This is a genomic window from Streptomyces roseicoloratus, from assembly GCF_004117935.1.
GTDB classification, from domain to species: Bacteria; Actinomycetota; Actinomycetes; order Streptomycetales; family Streptomycetaceae; genus Streptomyces; species Streptomyces roseicoloratus.
Genome location: NZ_SDOY01000074.1, coordinates 25,785 through 42,490 on the forward strand (window position 1 = coordinate 25,785; position 16,706 = coordinate 42,490).

Here is a 16,706-nt window from a genome sequence, read left to right on the forward strand (position 1 = left end):
GTCCGTGGACGACGTGCACGTCATCCGGGGACGGGAAACGCGCCCCGGCCCCTCGGACCCCCGCCACCGCACCACACACCACACACCACGCGCTATGCGCCACGCGCCATGCGCCATGCGCCATGCGCCATGCGCCATTCCGGCAGGGTCCCCGGCGGCTAGTGAGCCTTACCTCACAGGATCGCCGCCGTCCCCGCGTCTTACGCTGGAGTGCGCGCCGCCAACGGAGGCGGCGCCGCTGTCTGCCGAGTGAGGAATGGCCGCCGTCATGCCAGAGTTTGCGTACTCCGATCTGCTCCCCCTGGGAGAGGACACCACGCCCTACCGCCTGGTGACCTCCGAAGGCGTCTCCACCTTCGAGGCCGACGGCCGTACGTTCCTCAAGGTCGAGCCGGAGGCGCTGCGCAAGCTGGCCGCCGAGGCGATCCACGACATCCAGCACTACCTGCGCCCGGCCCACCTGGCGCAGCTGCGGAAGATCATCGACGACCCGGAGGCGTCGAGCAACGACAAGTTCGTCGCGCTCGACCTCCTCAAGAACGCGAACATCGCCGCCGCCGGCGTCCTGCCCATGTGCCAGGACACCGGCACCGCGATCGTCATGGGCAAGCGCGGCCAGAACGTGCTCACGCAGGGCCGCGACGAGGAGGCCCTGAGCAAGGGCATCTACGACGCCTACACCAAGCTGAACCTGCGCTACTCGCAGATGGCCCCGGTGACCATGTGGGAGGAGAAGAACACCGGCTCGAACCTGCCCGCGCAGATCGAGCTGTACGCGACCGACGGCGGCGCGTACAAGTTCCTCTTCATGGCCAAGGGCGGCGGCTCCGCCAACAAGTCCTTCCTCTACCAGGAGACGAAGGCGGTCCTGAACGAGGCCTCCATGATGAAGTTCCTGGAGGAGAAGATCCGTTCGCTCGGCACGGCGGCCTGCCCGCCGTACCACCTGGCGATCGTCGTCGGCGGCACCAGCGCCGAGTTCGCCCTGAAGACCGCCAAGTACGCCTCCGCGCACTACCTGGACGAGCTGCCCACCGAGGGCGACGCCGCGACCGGCCACGGCTTCCGGGACAAGGAGCTGGAGGAGAAGGTCTTCGAGCTGACGCAGAAGATCGGCATCGGCGCGCAGTTCGGCGGCAAGTACTTCTGCCACGACGTGCGCGTGGTGCGCCTGCCCCGCCACGGCGCCTCGCTGCCCGTCGCCATCGCCGTGTCCTGCTCGGCCGACCGCCAGGCCGTCGCGAAGATCACCGCCGAGGGCGTCTTCCTGGAGCAGCTGGAGACCGACCCGGCGCGCTTCCTCCCGGAGACGACCGACGAGCACCTCGACGAGTCGGGCGACGTCGTGAAGATCGACCTCAACCAGCCGATGGACGAGATCCTGGCCGAGCTGACCAAGTACCCGGTCAAGACCCGGCTCTCGCTCACCGGCCCGCTGGTCGTGGCGCGCGACATCGCGCACGCCAAGATCAAGGAGCGCCTGGACGCGGGCGAGGAGATGCCGCAGTACCTGAAGGACCACCCGGTCTACTACGCGGGCCCGGCGAAGACCCCCGAGGGGTACGCCTCCGGCTCCTTCGGCCCGACGACGGCCGGCCGGATGGACTCGTACGTGGAGCAGTTCCAGGCGGCGGGCGGCTCGAAGGTCATGCTGGCCAAGGGCAACCGATCCCCGCAGGTGACGAACGCGTGCGGCTCGCACGGCGGCTTCTACCTGGGCTCGATCGGCGGCCCGGCGGCCCGCCTGGCGCAGGACTGCATCAAGAAGGTCGAGGTCGTCGAGTACGAGGAGCTCGGCATGGAGGCGGTCTGGAAGATCGAGGTCGAGGACTTCCCGGCGTTCATCGTCGTGGACGACAAGGGCAACGACTTCTTCCAGAACCCGGCCCCGGAGCCGACGTTCACGCACATCCCGGTGCGCGGCCCCGGTCTCGCCTGACCCTGACGGCTGCGGCCCTGACGCCGGACGCCTGACGGTTGACGGCTGACGGCTGACGGCTGGCACCCGAACGCCCCCTGGTCTCCGGACCGGGGGGCGTTCGTCGTTCGCGGGTGTCGTGGCGGCGGGGCTGGAGAAAGCCTCCTGGCGGCGGGGTTGGAAGAGGGGTCGCGGCGGCGGAGTCGAGGAGGTGTCGTGGCGGCGGGAGTTGAGGATGTGTCAGGCGGGCGTCGAGTTTCGCCAGAAAGTCGCTACCGACCGGTAGCCGATCGGCCACCTACTCGTCAGTATGAGACGCGAGCATGTCAACCAACGTCGGTCGACCACTCGGGAGCCCCCCATGCCCTCCACCCCCCTCATCAGGCGCGCCGCCGCCGGGACCACCGCCGTCCTCGGTCTGACGGCCCTCCTCGTCGTCGGTCCCGCGCCCGCCGCGTCCGCGTCCGACCCGGACGGCCACCACACCTCCTCGGCCGCCCTCCACGACATCGACTACCGGACCTGGCGCAAGGACGTGGCGGCCGTGGTCGCCGAGGCCCGGCCGTACATCGAGGAGCGCGCCGAAGACGCCGGCGGGGAGAAGCAGGCGATCGTCCTCGACATCGACAACAGCTCCCTGGAGACCGACTTCCACCCCTTCTGGGAGCTGCCGACCCCGGCGATCCCCGAGATCCGCGAGCTCGTGCGCGACGCCCACGACCGCGGCGTGGCCGTCTTCTTCGTCACCGCCCGCCCGGGGATCATCTACTCCCTGACGGACTGGAACCTGAAGCAGGCCGGCTACCCCGTGAACGGTCTGTACGTGCGCTCGCTGCCCGACCTGTTCTCCGACGTGGGCGCGTACAAGACGGCGAAGCGCGCGGAGATCGAGGCCAAGGGCTACACGATCATCGCGAACATCGGCAACAACACCACCGACCTGTCCGGCGGCCACGCCGAGCGCGCCTTCAAGCTGCCGGACTACGGCGGCAAGCTGTCGTAGTCCGGAACGCCGTCAGCGGCTCAGGTGGAAGTCCAGCCGTGAGTAGTCGCCGTCGGGTGTCGAGCGGATCCAGCCGCGCGCGTCCTTGAAGTCGCCGGTCCCGCCGGTGACGGCGATGTCGAACGCGGCGGGCGCCTCGTCCGAGGGGTCGAACGAGACCAGGGTCTGGCCGGTGAGCTGGCCGCCGGGACCGCCGGTGAGCGCGAAGGTGCCGACGCACACGAGGTCGCCCGGGGCACCCGTGCGGACGACCGTGCAGATCACGCCGTCGCGGCCGACCTGGTCGCCGCCCTTGGCCTTGTACAGGTCGTCGGCGAAGGCGAAGGAGTCCCCGACCTCGGGTGCCGGACCGCTCTCGTCGGCGCCCTGGACGGGGACCTCCTTCGCGTAGAGCGTGAACTCGAGTCCGTTGCTGCTCGCCGCGGCGGACGCCGGGGCGGCGGACGCGAAGGTCACGGCCGCGATCGCGGCAGCGCCGAGCGCGCCGGCCCTCCTGAAGCTGCGGATCATGTCCTGCCTCCCGTGGGATGGCGTTCCCCGAGCCCGCCCCCCATTGTCCGGCCGCCCGAGGGGGGCCGCACCCCGTCGTGGATGATGGGCGCATGCCAGAGAGAGCACCGATACGTACGGCGGTCCCCGCCACCCTGCTGGCGGCCGCCGGGCTGCTGCTGACCGGCTGCGGGACCGGCGCGAAGACGGCCGACCCGGCGGCCCCCGCCGCCGGCGCGAGCGGTTCCGCGACCGCGACCGCATCCGCGTCCGGCGCGCCGGGTGCCGCCCCCGCGGAGGACGGGGCCGCCGCGGCGCCCGCCGGTGCGCTGGGCGGAGCCGGGACGGCATGCACCCTGCCGGTCACCTTCTCGCTCGCCAAGGACTGGAAGCCGAAGGCGATCGACGCGCCCGCGGACCCGGAGGTCGCCGACCTCCTGGAAGGGCTCTACCGTCAGGGACCGGCCACGGCGGTCTGCGAGGTGGACGCCAAGCCGGCCGGCAGCATCGGCTTCCTGCGCGTGTGGACGGCCCCCAAGGGCCCCGTGCGGGGCACGCTCGAGTCCTTCGTGAAGGCGGAGGAGGGCTCGCGCAAGGCGGTCTACACGGAGACGAAGGCGGGCGCGCTGCCCGCGGTCGAGGTGACGTACGCCGTCTACAGCGAGGTCATGGAGGAGACGAGCGACAAGCGCGCCTTCGCCGTCGAGACGCCGAAGGGCGTGGTCGTCGTCCAGCTCGGCGGGCTCGACTCGGAGGAGCACCGGGCGATGCTCCCGGCGTACCGGCTGGCGAAGTCGTCCCTGAAGGCGTCGTGACGGGCGTCGCGACGGGCGTCACGGCGGTGTCCTGACGCCGGCAGGCCGGTCCGGAGCCGTGGCCCCCGCCGGAGGCCGCGGTCCGGAAGCCTGGCCCCACCCCGCCCCACCCCGCCCCGCCCCGAGCCGTGGCCCCCCGTCCCGCACCGGACGAGGGGCCGCGGCGTTCGTGCGGCCGGGGCTGCGCGGCCGTACGGCCCGTGGCCCTACGCGAACCGCTGGTTCGCCGAGCCGTCGCAGGCGCGGAGCCGGATCGCCTGCCTGGCCGCGCCCTGGGTCAGGCAGAGTCCGGTGGCCGCGGCCGGGCGGACGGTGGCGCCGTCGCGGACGAACTTCTGGTTGGTCGCGCCGCTGCAGTTCCACACGATGAGCGCCTTGCCGGGCTCGTAGGCGGCTCCCGGGACGTCCAGGCAGCGGTCCTGGGTGAGTTCGGTATGCAGGGTGCCGCGGGCGGAGTCGTACCACCAGCCCTGGTTGCGGCCGCCGTGGCAGTCCCAGCCGAGGACGGCGGTGCCGTTGGCGGAGGCCGAGGCGTTCAGGTCCAGGCAGTTGCCGGTGGCCGCGTTCCTCAGCGGCCGGTACGCGTCGTCCCAGGCGAGCGGGAACAGCGTCGGGCGGCCGGTGGAGTTCACGTCCGCGCAGCTCGCCTCGCGCAGGCCGGAGCCGTAGAGCTGGGTGAGGCAGGACGCGAAGGCGCCGTGGCCGCGGTAGTTGGGGTGGAAGGACTGCCGGGCGGTGTTCTCGTCCCACGGGAAGTGGTCGCCGAGGTCGAGGTAGAGGCCGCGGGCCCAGGCGTCCTCCATGCAGACCTCGTGGCCGTGGAAGAGCCGCGAGTTGTCCAGGTAGACGGCCCCGGTGTTGCGGGCGGCGGCGCGCATGCCCTTCTCGAAGGCCGGGACGGCGTGGTTGCGGCCCCACTTCGCGTCGGAGTCGTAGCCGGCGCAGCCGCCGGGGAGCTTTCCGGGGAAGTCGGGGTTGTCGGAGAAGTCGGGGCCGATGGGGCTGGGGTAGCCCATGACCACGAGCTTGTACGCGTCGTCCGCGTAGCCGGCGTCGCGCATGACCGTGCGCAGGTCGCCGATGGTGGCCTCGACCTTCGGGCGCAGTCCGTCGACGCGCGCCTGCCAGCCCGGGGCGTACTTCGGCTCGCAGGCGCCCTGGCTGAGGATCCAGCGGGTGACGCAGTCGGTCATGACGGGGCCGAACTGGAGGTCGTCGTTGGCGCCGGCGACCAGGACGATCATCTTGATGCGGGTGTTGCGGGCCTTGACGGCCAGGCTGTCGCTCTGGACGAGCTCGTCGGCGTACTGCTTGGTGCCGCCGATGCGGATGTTGCCGGAGTAGGCGCCGGAGCAGGCCACGTTGAAGGTGAGGTCCGCGGGGATTCCGGTGCGGTGGATCGCGGTGTCGGGCGAGCGGTGGCACTGGTTGGACGAGGTGTTGGTCGCCGGGTCGTAGTTCCCGACGCCCTCGCCGGAGATCTCGCTGTCGCCGAGGGAGATCAGCCCGGTTTTGCGCTGGTCGAGCGGGCGTTCCTCGGGGCTGCCGTAGATCTTCGTGGCCTCCGCGGCCCGGATCGCCTCCAGCGCGGGCGGGAGCGGTACGGAGGTGATTCCGGCCGTGGTGCTCGTGTCGGCCGCCGCGGCGGGGGTGGCGGCCGTCATGCTGCCGAGGGCGGCCGCCGCGGCGGCGAGGGCCGCCACCGGCCAGCGGAGTCTGTGCCTGGTGCGCGTCATTGCGCCTCCTGGAAGTGGGGTTACCCACGGTTTTTACTGGCCGGTAAGCGACTTGGGAATACGTCGAACAAGACAAGTGCTCATCTTTTTCGGGGCGTTCGGAGAGTCCGGGGGCACGCCCCGCGCACGACACAGCTAGGAGTTGACGAACCATGAGCAACGAAGACGGCTACCGCGTCGAGCACGACTCCATGGGCGAGGTCCGGGTCCCCGCCCGTGCCAAGTGGCGTGCGCAGACCCAGCGCGCCGTGGAGAACTTCCCCGTCAGCGGCCAGCGCCTGGAGCGCGCCCACATCGCGGCGCTCGCCCGGATCAAGGCCGCGGCCGCCAAGGTGAACGCCGAGCTCGGCGTGCTGGACGGGGACATCGCGCGGGCGGTCCAGGAGGCGGCCGAGGAGGTCGCCGAGGGGCGCTGGGACGAGCACTTCCCGGTCGACGTCTTCCAGACCGGCTCCGGCACCTCCTCGAACATGAACACCAACGAGGTGCTCGCGACCCTGGCCGGCGAGCGCCTGGGCCGGGACGTCCACCCCAATGACCACGTCAACGCCTCGCAGTCGTCCAACGACGTCTTCCCGTCCTCCATCCACATCGCGGCCACCGCCGCCGTCACCCATGGCCTGATCCCGGCCCTCGATCACCTGGCCGCCTCCCTGGAGCGGAAATCAGCCGAATTCGCGAGCGTCGTGAAGTCCGGCCGCACCCACCTCATGGACGCCACCCCGGTCACCCTCGGCCAGGAGTTCGGCGGCTACGCGGCCCAGGTCAGGTACGGGATCGAGCGACTGCGCTCCGCGCTGCCCCGACTCGCCGAACTGCCCCTCGGCGGCACGGCCGTGGGCACCGGCATCAACACGCCGCCCGGCTTCTCCGCCGCCGTCATCGCCGAGGTCGCCCGCGCCACCGGCCTGCCGTTCACCGAGGCCCGCGACCACTTCGAGGCGCAGGGCGCCCGGGACGGGCTCGTCGAGACGTCCGGGCAGCTCAGGACCATCGCCGTATCGCTCACGAAGATCGCCAACGATCTGCGCTGGATGGCCAGCGGCCCGCGGACCGGCCTCGCCGAGATCAACCTTCCCGACCTCCAGCCCGGCTCGTCGATCATGCCGGGCAAGGTCAACCCGGTGATCCCCGAGGCCGTCCTCATGGTCGCCGCCCAGGTGACCGGAAACGACACCACGGTCGCGGTCGCCGGCGCGGCCGGGAACTTCGAGCTCAACGTCATGCTGCCGGTCATGGCCAAGAACCTGCTGGAATCCGTCCGCCTTCTGGCCGGCGCGGCCCGGCTGCTCGCCGACCGCACCGTCGACGGAATCACCGCCAACGCCGAGCGGGCCCGCGAGTACGCGGAGTCCTCGCCCTCCGTCGTCACGCCGCTGAACAAGTACATCGGCTACGAGGAGGCCGCCAAGGTGGCCAAGAAGTCGCTGGCCGAGCGCAAGACCATCCGCGAGGTCGTCCTGGAGTCCGGCTACGTGGAGCGCGGCGACCTCACGGCCGAACAGCTCGACGAGGCCCTCGACGTCCTGCGCATGACACGGCCCTGACCCGGGCGCCCCTGACTCATCCGTGACCTTCGCCGCAGCGGTGCCGGGGGCCCGCCCCTAAGATCTGCGCATGACAGGATCCGGCCGCCCCCAGCACTGGGCGCCAGGGGACCACATCCTCTGGCGCTATCGGGACAACGGCACCGGCGACGTGCACATCTGCCGCCCGGTGACCGTGGTCCAGGACACCCCTGAGCTGCTCGCGGTCTGGATGGCACCCGGCACCGAATGCGTGAAACCGGTCCTGGCCGACGGCACGCCCGTCCACGAGGAGCCCCTGGCGACCCGCTACACGGCGCCGCGCACCACCGTCCGCGCCCAGTGGCACGGCACCGGCGTGCTGAAGCTCGCCAGGCCCGCCGACCCGTGGTCGGTGTGGCTGTTCTGGGAGCGCGGCTGGCGCTTCCGCAGCTGGTACGTGAACCTGGAGGAGCCCCGTACCCGCTGGTCCGGCGGGATCGACTCCGAGGACCACTTCCTCGACATCTCCGTCTATCCCGACCGCAGCTGGCTGTGGCGGGACGAGGACGAGTTCGCGCAGGCCCAGCGGGCCGGTCTGATGGACGCGGCACTCGCCGCCCGGGTCCAGGAGGCCGGCGGTGCCGCCGTCGAGCTGATCCGGGCCTGGGGCCCGCCGTTCTCGGACGGCTGGGAGGACTGGCGCCCGGACCCGGCGTGGCCGGTGCCCGAGCTGCCCGCCGACTGGGATCGCACTCCGGCGCACACGGCTCCATGAGACTCTTGATGCGCCCCCCGGGTGCAAACGTAGGATCGTCCTCCGCACGTCGGTCGACCGGACCCGACCGCACCCGGACGATCCGACGGCACGTCATACACCCGGCACGGCGCAGGAACTGACCACACGTCATCCAGATTGCTTCATGAGGGGGAAGAGCAGTGCCGGACCTGCGCGCGGGCACCCCGTCCCCCTCCTCCCCATCGACCTCGTGCCGGTGGTTTAGGCCCGCCGAAGGCGCGGCATCGGCGAGAAGAGCGCGTGCAACGCACCACCGGCCCGGACGGACGGAATCCCAGGCGTGACGGAGCATCCCACCTCCCACGAAGGCCGCAAGGCGATGGCCGACCGGCCGCAGGAACGCACCCGCCCCCGTCAGGAGGCGGCGACGGCGCCCGCGGCCGCCGTCGCCGTGCCCGCACCGGCGCCAGGTGGCGGCGGCATGACGTCACCTGACGGGGCGTCGGCGCGCCGCGAGGGCGAGCGGCTGCGGTTCGTGGGCGCCGCGACCCGGCGGATCGCGCGGGGCCTCGACCTCGACGAGATCGTCCTCGGCCTGTGCCGGGCGACCGTCCCCACCTTCTCCGACGCGATCCTGGTCTATCTGCGCGACCCGCTGCCGGTGGGCGACGAGCGCCCGGCCGAGCCGTTCGTGCTGCGGCTGCGCCGCACCGACCGGCTGCGGTTAGCGGACGTGGAGGGCGAGGACCTGGTCCTCGTGCCGGACCCCGACCCTACGCCCGCGGCCGAGCTGTGCGAGGTCCGCTCCGGCGGCGCGCTGGCCGAGGTGCTGCGCGGGGTGCGGCCGGTGCCGGGCGACTCGCCCGCCGCCCGCGCCGCGCTCCCCGAGCTGCTCGGCCCCGACCACCCGGTGCCCGGCGGGCAGCGGGCGATACTGGCGCCGCTGCGGGGGCGGCGCCGGGTGATCGGAGCGGCGGTGTTCCTGCGCCGCCCCGAGCGGGCCGGCTTCGAGCCGAACGACCTGCTCGTGGCGGCCCAGCTGGCCACCCACACGGCGCTCGGCATCGACAAGGCCGTGCTGTACGGGCGCGAGGCGTACATCGCGGACGAGCTGCAGCGCACGATGCTGCCGGACTCGCTGCCGCAGCCGACCGGCGTACGGCTCGCCTCGCGCTACCTGCCCGCGGCGGAGACGGCCCGGGTCGGCGGCGACTGGTACGACGCGATCCCGCTGCCGGGCAGCAGGGTCGCCCTGGTCGTCGGCGACGTCATGGGCCACTCCATGACCTCGGCGGCGATCATGGGCCAGCTGCGCACCACCGCGCAGACCCTGGCCGGGCTCGACCTGCCGCCGCAGGAGGTGCTGCACCACCTGGACGAGCAGGCCCAGCGGCTCGGCGAGAACCGCATGGCCACCTGCATGTACGCGGTGTACGACCCGGTCTCGCACCGGATCACCATCGCCAACGCGGGCCACCCGCCGCCGATACTGCTGCACCTGGGCGGCCGGGCCGAGGTGCTCCGGGTGCCGCCGGGCGCGCCGATCGGGGTGGGCGGCGTGGACTTCGAGGCGGTGGAGCTGGACGCGCCGGCCGGTGCCACCCTGCTCCTGTACACGGACGGCCTGGTGGAGTCCCGGCTGCGGGACGTCTGGACGGGCATCGAGCAGCTGCGCGAACGGCTCGCGGCGACGGCCCAGTTGACCGGCCCGGACCACTCGCCTCCGCTGGAGGCGCTGTGTGACGACGTGCTCGACATGCTCGGTCCGGGCGACCGGGACGACGACATCGCGCTGCTCGCGGCCCGCTTCGACGGGATCGCGCCGAGCGACGTGGCGTACTGGTTCCTGGAGCCGGAGGACGCGGCCCCGGGCCGGGCCCGCCGACTCGCCCGGCGGGCGCTGGCGCGCTGGGACCTGGAGGACCTGACGGACTCGGTGGAGCTGCTGATCAGCGAGGTCGTCACCAACGCGGTGCGGTACGCGGAACGTCCGGTGACGCTGCGGCTGCTCAAGACGGACGTGCTGCGCTGCGAGGTGGGCGACGACTCCCCGCAGCTGCCCCGGCAGCGGCGGGCACGGGAGACCGACGAGGGCGGGCGCGGGCTGTTCCTGGTGAACCGGCTGGCCCGGCGCTGGGGCGCGACGCGGCTGTCGGGCGGCAAGGTGGTGTGGTTCGAGCTGGCGACGCGCTGAGCCGGCCGCGCGCCGGGCCGGCCGGCCGCTGTACCCGCCACCCGCCGAGCCGGCCGCACGCCGAGCCCGTACCCGTACGGCGTTCCCTGTACGTGCCGCACGCTCCGTACCTCCATACGGCAACGGCCGGACCCCACCGCTCGGGGTCCGGCCGTCGCCGTACGTCAGGAGCCCGGTGTCACCCGGTCCGGTGTCACCCGGTCCGGTGTCAGCCGGCCCGCCGTCACCGGCCCGCCGTCACTGGCCGCCTCTGCCGCCGTCCACGATCCCGGTGCCGCCGTCCGGCGTCGGCACGATCGTCGGTTCGGTCGGCTTCGTCGGCGGTGTCGTCGGCGGCGGCGGGGCCGTCGCGGTGGACGTGGGCGGCTGCGGCGGCGTGGTGCCGGTCGGGGTCGTCGGCTGGGTCGGGGTGGTGCTTCCCTCGCTCGCCGAGGACGACGCGGTCGGCGAGGGCGAGCCGGTGGTCGCGGTGGGCGTCGGGGCGCCGGTGTCGCCCGAGGTGCCGTCGGTCTCCAGGTCGAAGGTGGCGTCGGAGCCGCCGCCGAGCGCGGCGGTGGTGTACGCGCCCCAGATCTGTGCCGGCGTGCGGCCGCCGTTGGCGCGGCCCGGGTTGATGGTGTTGGTCAGGGTGACCTGGTTGCCGTTGGCGTCCTCGCCGAAGAGGCCGACGGCGGTGACGATCTCGGGCGTGTAGCCGACGAACCAGGCCGAGCGGTTGTTCTCGGAGGTGCCGGTCTTGCCGGCCGCCTGGTAGTCGCCGGCGGCGCGGAAGCCGGAGCCGGAGCGGACGACGCCCTGCATGGCCTTGGTGGTGGTGTCGGCGGCCTCGCGGCTGATGACGCGCTCGCCGATCGACTTCACGGGCTCGGCCTTGCGGTCCTTGTGCTCGGCGGACTTCACCAGGGTCGGGGTGACCTTGACGCCGTGGTTGTCGAGGGTCGCGTAGGCGCCGGCCATGTCCATGGTGGAGGCGGTCATGACGCCGAGGGACATCGACGGCCCCTCGCCGAAGTCCGGGCCGTCCTTGAGTCCGAGGGCCAGGCCGGTCTGCTTGGCCTTGGCGAAGCCGACGTCCACGATCATCTGGGCGTAGACCGAGTTGATGGAGCTGTTGGTGGCCCTCTGGACGGTGACGGGGCCGTAGCTGCGGTCGTCCTCGTTCTCCGGGGCGAAGGCGATGGGGCTGCCGACGACCGGGCGCCGGCTGGTGCCGTCGTAGACGGTGCCGAGGCCGATCTTCCGCCCGTCCTGGGTGACCGCGTGGTTGTCGATCGCGGAGGCGAGCACGAGCGGCTTGAAGGTCGAGGCGGGCTGGTAGTCGCGCCGGGTGGCGTTGTTGGTCCAGTGCTCGGTGGCGCCGACGCCGCCGTACATGGCGACGACCGCGCCGGTCTTCGGGTCGACGGAGGTGGCGCCGGCCTGGACGGTGGCCTGCTTCTTGTCGCCCTTGCGGTCGATCTTGTCCTCGAGCTGCTTGTCGACGGCCTTGACCAGGGCCTTCTGCTTCTTCTCGTCGATGTTGAGGGTGATCGTCCAGCCGCCGGCCTTGAGGTCCTCCTCGCTGACGCCCTGGCGCATGAGCTCCTGGTTGGCGGCCTCGACGATGTAACCGCTCTGACCGCTCAGGCCCTTGGGGGCCTTGGGCTTCTGCGGGGCGGGGAACTTCATCCCGGCGCGCTTGCCGGCGTCGAGCCAGCCTTCCTCGACCATGTTGTCGAGGACGTAGCTCCAGCGCTCCTCGACCAGTTTGCGGCCCTCGGGTCCGGCGGAGGTCCAGTCGTACTGGCTGGGGGCCTGGAGGACGGAGGCGAGGTAGGCGCCCTGGTCGACGGTCAGCCTGGTCGCGTCGACGCCGTAGTAGGCCTGGGCGGCGGCCTGGATGCCGTAGGCGTTGCGGCCGTAGTAGCTGGTGTTCATGTAGCCGGCGAGGATCTCCGGCTTGGTCATGTTCCGGTCGACCTTGAGCGCGATGACCATTTCCTTGAGCTTGCGCGTCGCGGTCTGGTCCTGGCTCAGGTAGTAGTTCTTGACGTACTGCTGGGTGATCGTCGAACCGCCCTGCTTGCCCTTGCCGGTGAGGGTGTTCCACGCGGCGCGGGCGGTGCCCTTGATGTCGACGCCGTTGTCCTTGTAGAAGGTCTTGTTCTCGGCGGCGACGAAGGCGTGCTGGACCTCGAGCGGCACCTTGTCCAGGCCCACGATCTCGCGGTTGATCTTGCCGGTGCGGGCGAGGACCTTGCCGTTCGCGTACTTGTAGACGTTGCTCTGGAGGGTGGCGTCCGCGTTGGCGGTGGGCACCGGGACCATCAGGTAGAGCACGTAGAAGGCGCCCATGACGAGCAGGCAGCCCACGAAGAACGTACCCAGGAGCTTTCTCCAGGTGAACAGGCGGCGTATCCGCCCGCCCTTCTTCGCCTGGCCCTTGCCGTTCCGGCCCATGTCCGCGTTCGCTCCGCTCGTCGTCGAATCAGCTTGGAAAGCTAACACCGCCCCATGTGACAAAGGGCGATCGATCCGGCATTTCAGGGCGTGAGAATCAGCACCCACTCCCGACGGAACCGACGCTCAGGAGCCGTGGATGGTTGTGTGCCGCCGGTCACAGCCCTTCGTTCGAGGGGTGCCACCTGCCCGTTCACTCGCGCGGGCGGTTCCCGGACGGGCTATACATCGTGCGTATACACCACGTGTACAGTGTCCGGCATGTCCATCGGTCACACCCTCCTCGGACTCCTGGAGTCCGGCCCGCGTCACGGCTACGACCTCAAGCGGGCCTTCGACGAGCGCTTCGGCCACGATCGGCCCCTGCACTACGGGCAGGTCTACTCGACCATGTCCCGGCTCCTGAAGAACGGCCTCGTCGAGGTCGACGGCATCGAGGCCGGCGGCGGTCCCGAGCGCAAGCGCTACGCCATCACCGAGGCCGGCGTCACCGACGTCGAACACTGGCTCGCCACCCCCGAGAAACCCGAGCCCTACCTCCAGTCCACGCTCTACACCAAGGTCGTCCTGGCCCTGCTCACCGGCCGGGGCGCGGACGGGATCCTGGACACCCAGCGCTCGGAGCACCTGCGGCTGATGCGCGAACTCACCCGGCGCAAGAAGGACGGCGACCTCGCCGACCAGCTGATCTGCGACCACGCCCTGTTCCACCTGGAGGCCGACCTGCGCTGGCTGGAGCTCACCGCCGCCCGCCTGGACCGGCTCGCCGAGGAGATCCGCCGATGACCACCGCACCCCTGCTCAGGGCGAGCGGCCTCGTCAAGGCGTACGGGCCGACGCCCGCCCTCGCCGGCGCCGACTTCGGCCTGCGGGCCGGCGAGGTCGTCGCCGTGATGGGCCCCTCCGGGTCCGGCAAGTCCACCCTGCTGCACTGCCTGGCCGGCATCGTCCGCCCCGACGCCGGCACCGTCCACTACGACGGGCGCGAGCTCACCGCCATGACCGACGGGCAGCGCAGCGCCCTGCGCCGCTCCGACTTCGGCTTCGTCTTCCAGTTCGGGCAGCTGGTGCCCGAACTGACCTGTGTGGAGAACGTCGCCCTGCCGCTGCGGCTCGACGGCGAGCGCCGCAAGGAGGCCGAGCGCCGGGCCCGCGCGTGGCTGGAGCGCCTGGAGGTCGAGGACGTGGCCGCGAAGCGCCCCGGCGAGATATCCGGCGGCCAGGGCCAGCGGGTCGCCGTCGCCCGCGCGCTCGTCACCGCACCGCGGGTGATCTTCGCCGACGAGCCGACCGGCGCCCTCGACTCCCTCAACGGCGAGCGCGTCATGGCGCTGCTGACCGACGCCTCGCGCGACACCGGCGCCGCCGTCGTCCTGGTCACCCACGAAGCCCGGGTCGCCGCCTACTCCGACCGCGAGATCGTGGTCCGCGACGGCTCCGTCCGGGACGCGGAGTGGGCGGCATGAGCCTGCGGACCTGGACCCGCGACCTGGCCCTCGGTGCCCGCTTCGCCGTCACCGGCGGCCGCGGCGGCCGGCTCCGCACGGCCCTGACCGCGACCGGCATCGGCCTCGGCGTGGCCCTGCTGCTCGTCGCCGCCTCCCTGCCGAACATGCTGTTCCAGCGCGAGGTGCGCGAATCGGCCCGCTCCGTCGACGCGAGCGAGCAGGTGGAGCGGCCCGGTCCCGGGACCTTTCTCTACGCCGACCGGTCCACCCTCTACCGCGGCGACACGGTCACCGGACTCCTGCTGCGGCCCGAGGGCGACCGCCCCGCGGTCCCGCCGGGAGCCGCGCGGGTGCCCGCGCCCGGCACGATGCTGGTCTCCCCCGCCCTCCGCGAGCTGCTGGACTCCCCCGAGGGCGCGCTCCTGCGCGAACGCCTCCCGTACGAGGCCACCGGCACGCTCGGCGAGGCGGGGCTGATCGGCCCGGCCGAACTGCGCTACGTCGCCGGCACCGACCTCCTCACCACGGACGACCACGACGGACGCGGCGAGCGTTACGGCTGGTCGGTGCCCGCGGAGCCGATGAACGCGTTCCTCCTGCTGCTCGTCGTCATCGCCTGCGTCGTCCTGCTGCTGCCCGTCCTGGTGTTCGTCGCGACCGCGGTGCGCTTCGGCGGCGAGCAGCGTGACCGGCGGCTGGCCGCGCTGCGGCTCGTCGGCGCGGACGCGGCCATGACGCGGCGGATCGCTGCCGGCGAGTCGCTGGCCGGCGCGCTGGGCGGGCTCGCCGTCGGCGTCGGGTTCTTCGCGGTGGCCCGGCGGCTTTCCGGCACGGTGCGGATCTGGGACGTCAACGCGTTCCCGTCCGACGTGTCCCCGGTGCCCTGGCTCGCCGCCGTGATCGTCGTGGCCGTGCCCGTCTCGGCCGTCCTGGTCAGCCTCGTCGCGCTGCGCGGCGTGACCGTCGAACCGCTCGGCGTGGTCCGCACCGCCGCCCCGAAGCCGCGCCGGCTGCTCTGGCGGCTGCTCCTCGTGGCCGCCGGCGCCGCCGTGCTCGTCCCGTCCGTCAGCGGCGTCGAGGCCACCGGCACCGAGATCGACACGGCGGGCGTCGCCGTCGGCGCCACGCTCGCCCTGGTCGGGCTCACCACTCTGCTGCCCTGGCTGGTGGAGGCCCTGGTGAAGCGGCTGCGCGGCGGCCCGGTCGCCTGGCAGCTCGCCACCCGCAGGCTCCAGCTGAGCAGCGGCACCGCCGCCCGCACCGTCAGCGGCATCGTCGTCGCCGCGGCCGGCGCGATCGCCCTGCAGATGCTGTTCCAGGCGATGCAGGGCGACTTCATGCGGCCCACGAACATGGACACCGCCCGCGCCCAGCTGGAGACCAGGGCCGGCTCCGGGAGCGCCGACGACGCCCGCCGGGCCGTCGAGGCGCTGTCGAGGACGAAGGGCGTCACGTCGGTCACCGGCACCATCGAGTCGAACGTGTGGCGACCGGGACCGCTGCGGAAGGGCGAGGACTACGCCCCCGTCACCTCGGTCTTCGTCGGCGACTGCCCCTCCCTGAAGGAGTTCGCCCGGCTGCCCTCGTGCACGGACGGCGACGTCTTCGTCCTCCTCCCGCACGGCCAGGAGTCCGCGCCGGACGACGCCTGGGTCACGCGGACCGCACGGCCCGGCGCGACGGTCGCCCTGCGCGACCCGCAGACCCACAGGGGCGGGCCGCCGCCGACCTGGCGCATCCCCGAGTCGGCGCGCACGGTCGAGGCGCGCCTCGACCCGATGGGGCGGATCCGGTTCGGCGTCGTGGCCACCCCGGGGGCGATCGACGCCGCCCGGCTCGACGCCCCGGAGGCCGAGGCCATGATCAGCGTCGACCCGGCGGTGCCGGACGCCGCCGAGCACGTGCGGAACACGGTCGCCGCCCTCGACCCGCTGACCCGGGTGCGGACCCTGCAGGACCTCGAGCGGGACGCCCAGTTCTCCAGCGTCCGCACCGGCATCCTGATCGGCGCCACCCTCACCATGCTGCTCGTCGCGGTCTCGCTCCTGGTCGGCACCCTGGAGCAACTGCGCGAGCGCAGGCGGCTGCTGTCCTCGCTGGTCGCCTTCGGCACCCGCCGCTCCACGCTCGTCTGGTCGGTGCTGTGGCAGACGGCCGTGCCGATCGTCCTGGGCCTGGCCCTGGCGGTGACCGGCGGGCTGGCGCTCGGCGTGGTCCTGCTGCGGATGATCGGCAAGCGGGTCGAGGACTGGTGGGTCTTCCTGCCGGTCACCGGGGTCGGCGCGGCGCTGATCGCGCTGGTGACGGCGCTGAGCCTGCCGGTGCTGTGGCGGCTGATGCGGGCGGACGGTCTCAGGACGGAGTAGGGCGCGCCGGGTCCGCCGGAGCGGCTGCGCCCGCCGGAGCCGCCGGGCCCGTCA

At 72.5% G+C, this 16,706-nt stretch carries 12 protein-coding genes; 9 read left to right on the forward strand and 3 right to left on the reverse strand.

From position 1 onward, the window contains the following. The first annotated feature begins 268 nt into the window (after positions 1 to 268). Positions 269 to 1,939 (forward strand): fumarate hydratase, encoded by a 1,671-nt coding sequence (locus ESG85_RS06860; RefSeq protein WP_128977135.1) that lies wholly within the window; start codon positions 269 to 271, stop codon positions 1,937 to 1,939. Between the two features lie 340 nt (positions 1,940 to 2,279). After that, positions 2,280 to 2,921, forward strand: coding sequence for an HAD family acid phosphatase (locus tag ESG85_RS06865; protein WP_128977136.1), 642 nt, complete (start codon positions 2,280 to 2,282; stop codon positions 2,919 to 2,921). Between the two features lie 12 nt (positions 2,922 to 2,933). On the opposite strand, the gene ESG85_RS06870 is transcribed toward ESG85_RS06865, so the two are convergent. After that, positions 2,934 to 3,431, reverse strand: a complete 498-nt coding sequence (locus tag ESG85_RS06870; protein ID WP_128977137.1) for a hypothetical protein — start codon at positions 3,429 to 3,431, stop codon at positions 2,934 to 2,936. A 92-nt stretch (positions 3,432 to 3,523) separates the two neighbouring features. On the opposite strand from ESG85_RS06870, the gene ESG85_RS06875 reads away from it, so the two are divergent. Then, a complete protein-coding gene (locus ESG85_RS06875; protein ID WP_128977138.1) occupies positions 3,524 to 4,225 on the forward strand; it encodes a lipoprotein in 702 nt (233 codons plus the stop codon). 206 nt (positions 4,226 to 4,431) lie between these two features. Here the strand turns inward: ESG85_RS06875 and ESG85_RS06880 are convergent, their stop codons facing one another. After that, on the reverse strand, positions 4,432 to 5,961 hold the full coding sequence (locus ESG85_RS06880; protein ID WP_128977139.1) for a ricin-type beta-trefoil lectin domain protein: 1,530 nt from the start codon (positions 5,959 to 5,961) through the stop codon (positions 4,432 to 4,434). A gap of 152 nt (positions 5,962 to 6,113) precedes the next feature. On the opposite strand from ESG85_RS06880, the gene ESG85_RS06885 reads away from it, so the two are divergent. From ESG85_RS06885 to ESG85_RS06895, 3 genes are all read left to right on the forward strand, one after another. Further along, positions 6,114 to 7,508 (forward strand): class II fumarate hydratase, encoded by a 1,395-nt coding sequence (locus tag ESG85_RS06885; protein ID WP_128977140.1) that lies wholly within the window; start codon positions 6,114 to 6,116, stop codon positions 7,506 to 7,508. Between the two features lie 70 nt (positions 7,509 to 7,578). Then, the gene (gene fomD, locus ESG85_RS06890; RefSeq protein ID WP_128977141.1) at positions 7,579 to 8,244 is read left to right on the forward strand and encodes a cytidylyl-2-hydroxypropylphosphonate hydrolase; all 666 of its coding nucleotides are present in this window, start codon (positions 7,579 to 7,581) and stop codon (positions 8,242 to 8,244) included. 301 nt (positions 8,245 to 8,545) lie between these two features. Further along, positions 8,546 to 10,399, forward strand: a complete 1,854-nt coding sequence (locus ESG85_RS06895; RefSeq protein ID WP_128977142.1) for an ATP-binding SpoIIE family protein phosphatase — start codon at positions 8,546 to 8,548, stop codon at positions 10,397 to 10,399. A 237-nt stretch (positions 10,400 to 10,636) separates the two neighbouring features. On the opposite strand, the gene ESG85_RS06900 is transcribed toward ESG85_RS06895, so the two are convergent. After that, the gene (locus tag ESG85_RS06900; protein ID WP_128977143.1) at positions 10,637 to 12,838 is read right to left on the reverse strand and encodes a transglycosylase domain-containing protein; all 2,202 of its coding nucleotides are present in this window, start codon (positions 12,836 to 12,838) and stop codon (positions 10,637 to 10,639) included. A 261-nt stretch (positions 12,839 to 13,099) separates the two neighbouring features. Between ESG85_RS06900 and ESG85_RS06905 the strand changes: the two genes are divergently transcribed. The 3 genes from ESG85_RS06905 to ESG85_RS06915 are packed head-to-tail and all read left to right on the forward strand — an operon-like array spanning position 13,100 to position 16,652. Continuing rightward, the gene (locus tag ESG85_RS06905) at positions 13,100 to 13,624 is read left to right on the forward strand and encodes a PadR family transcriptional regulator (RefSeq protein WP_128977144.1); all 525 of its coding nucleotides are present in this window, start codon (positions 13,100 to 13,102) and stop codon (positions 13,622 to 13,624) included. Continuing rightward, the gene (locus tag ESG85_RS06910) at positions 13,621 to 14,304 is read left to right on the forward strand and encodes an ABC transporter ATP-binding protein (RefSeq protein WP_128977145.1); all 684 of its coding nucleotides are present in this window, start codon (positions 13,621 to 13,623) and stop codon (positions 14,302 to 14,304) included. The genes ESG85_RS06905 and ESG85_RS06910 overlap by 4 nt, the downstream gene beginning before the upstream one ends. Continuing rightward, positions 14,301 to 16,652, forward strand: a complete 2,352-nt coding sequence (locus tag ESG85_RS06915; RefSeq protein ID WP_128977146.1) for an FtsX-like permease family protein — start codon at positions 14,301 to 14,303, stop codon at positions 16,650 to 16,652. The genes ESG85_RS06910 and ESG85_RS06915 overlap by 4 nt, the downstream gene beginning before the upstream one ends. Positions 16,653 to 16,706 lie beyond the last annotated feature (54 nt).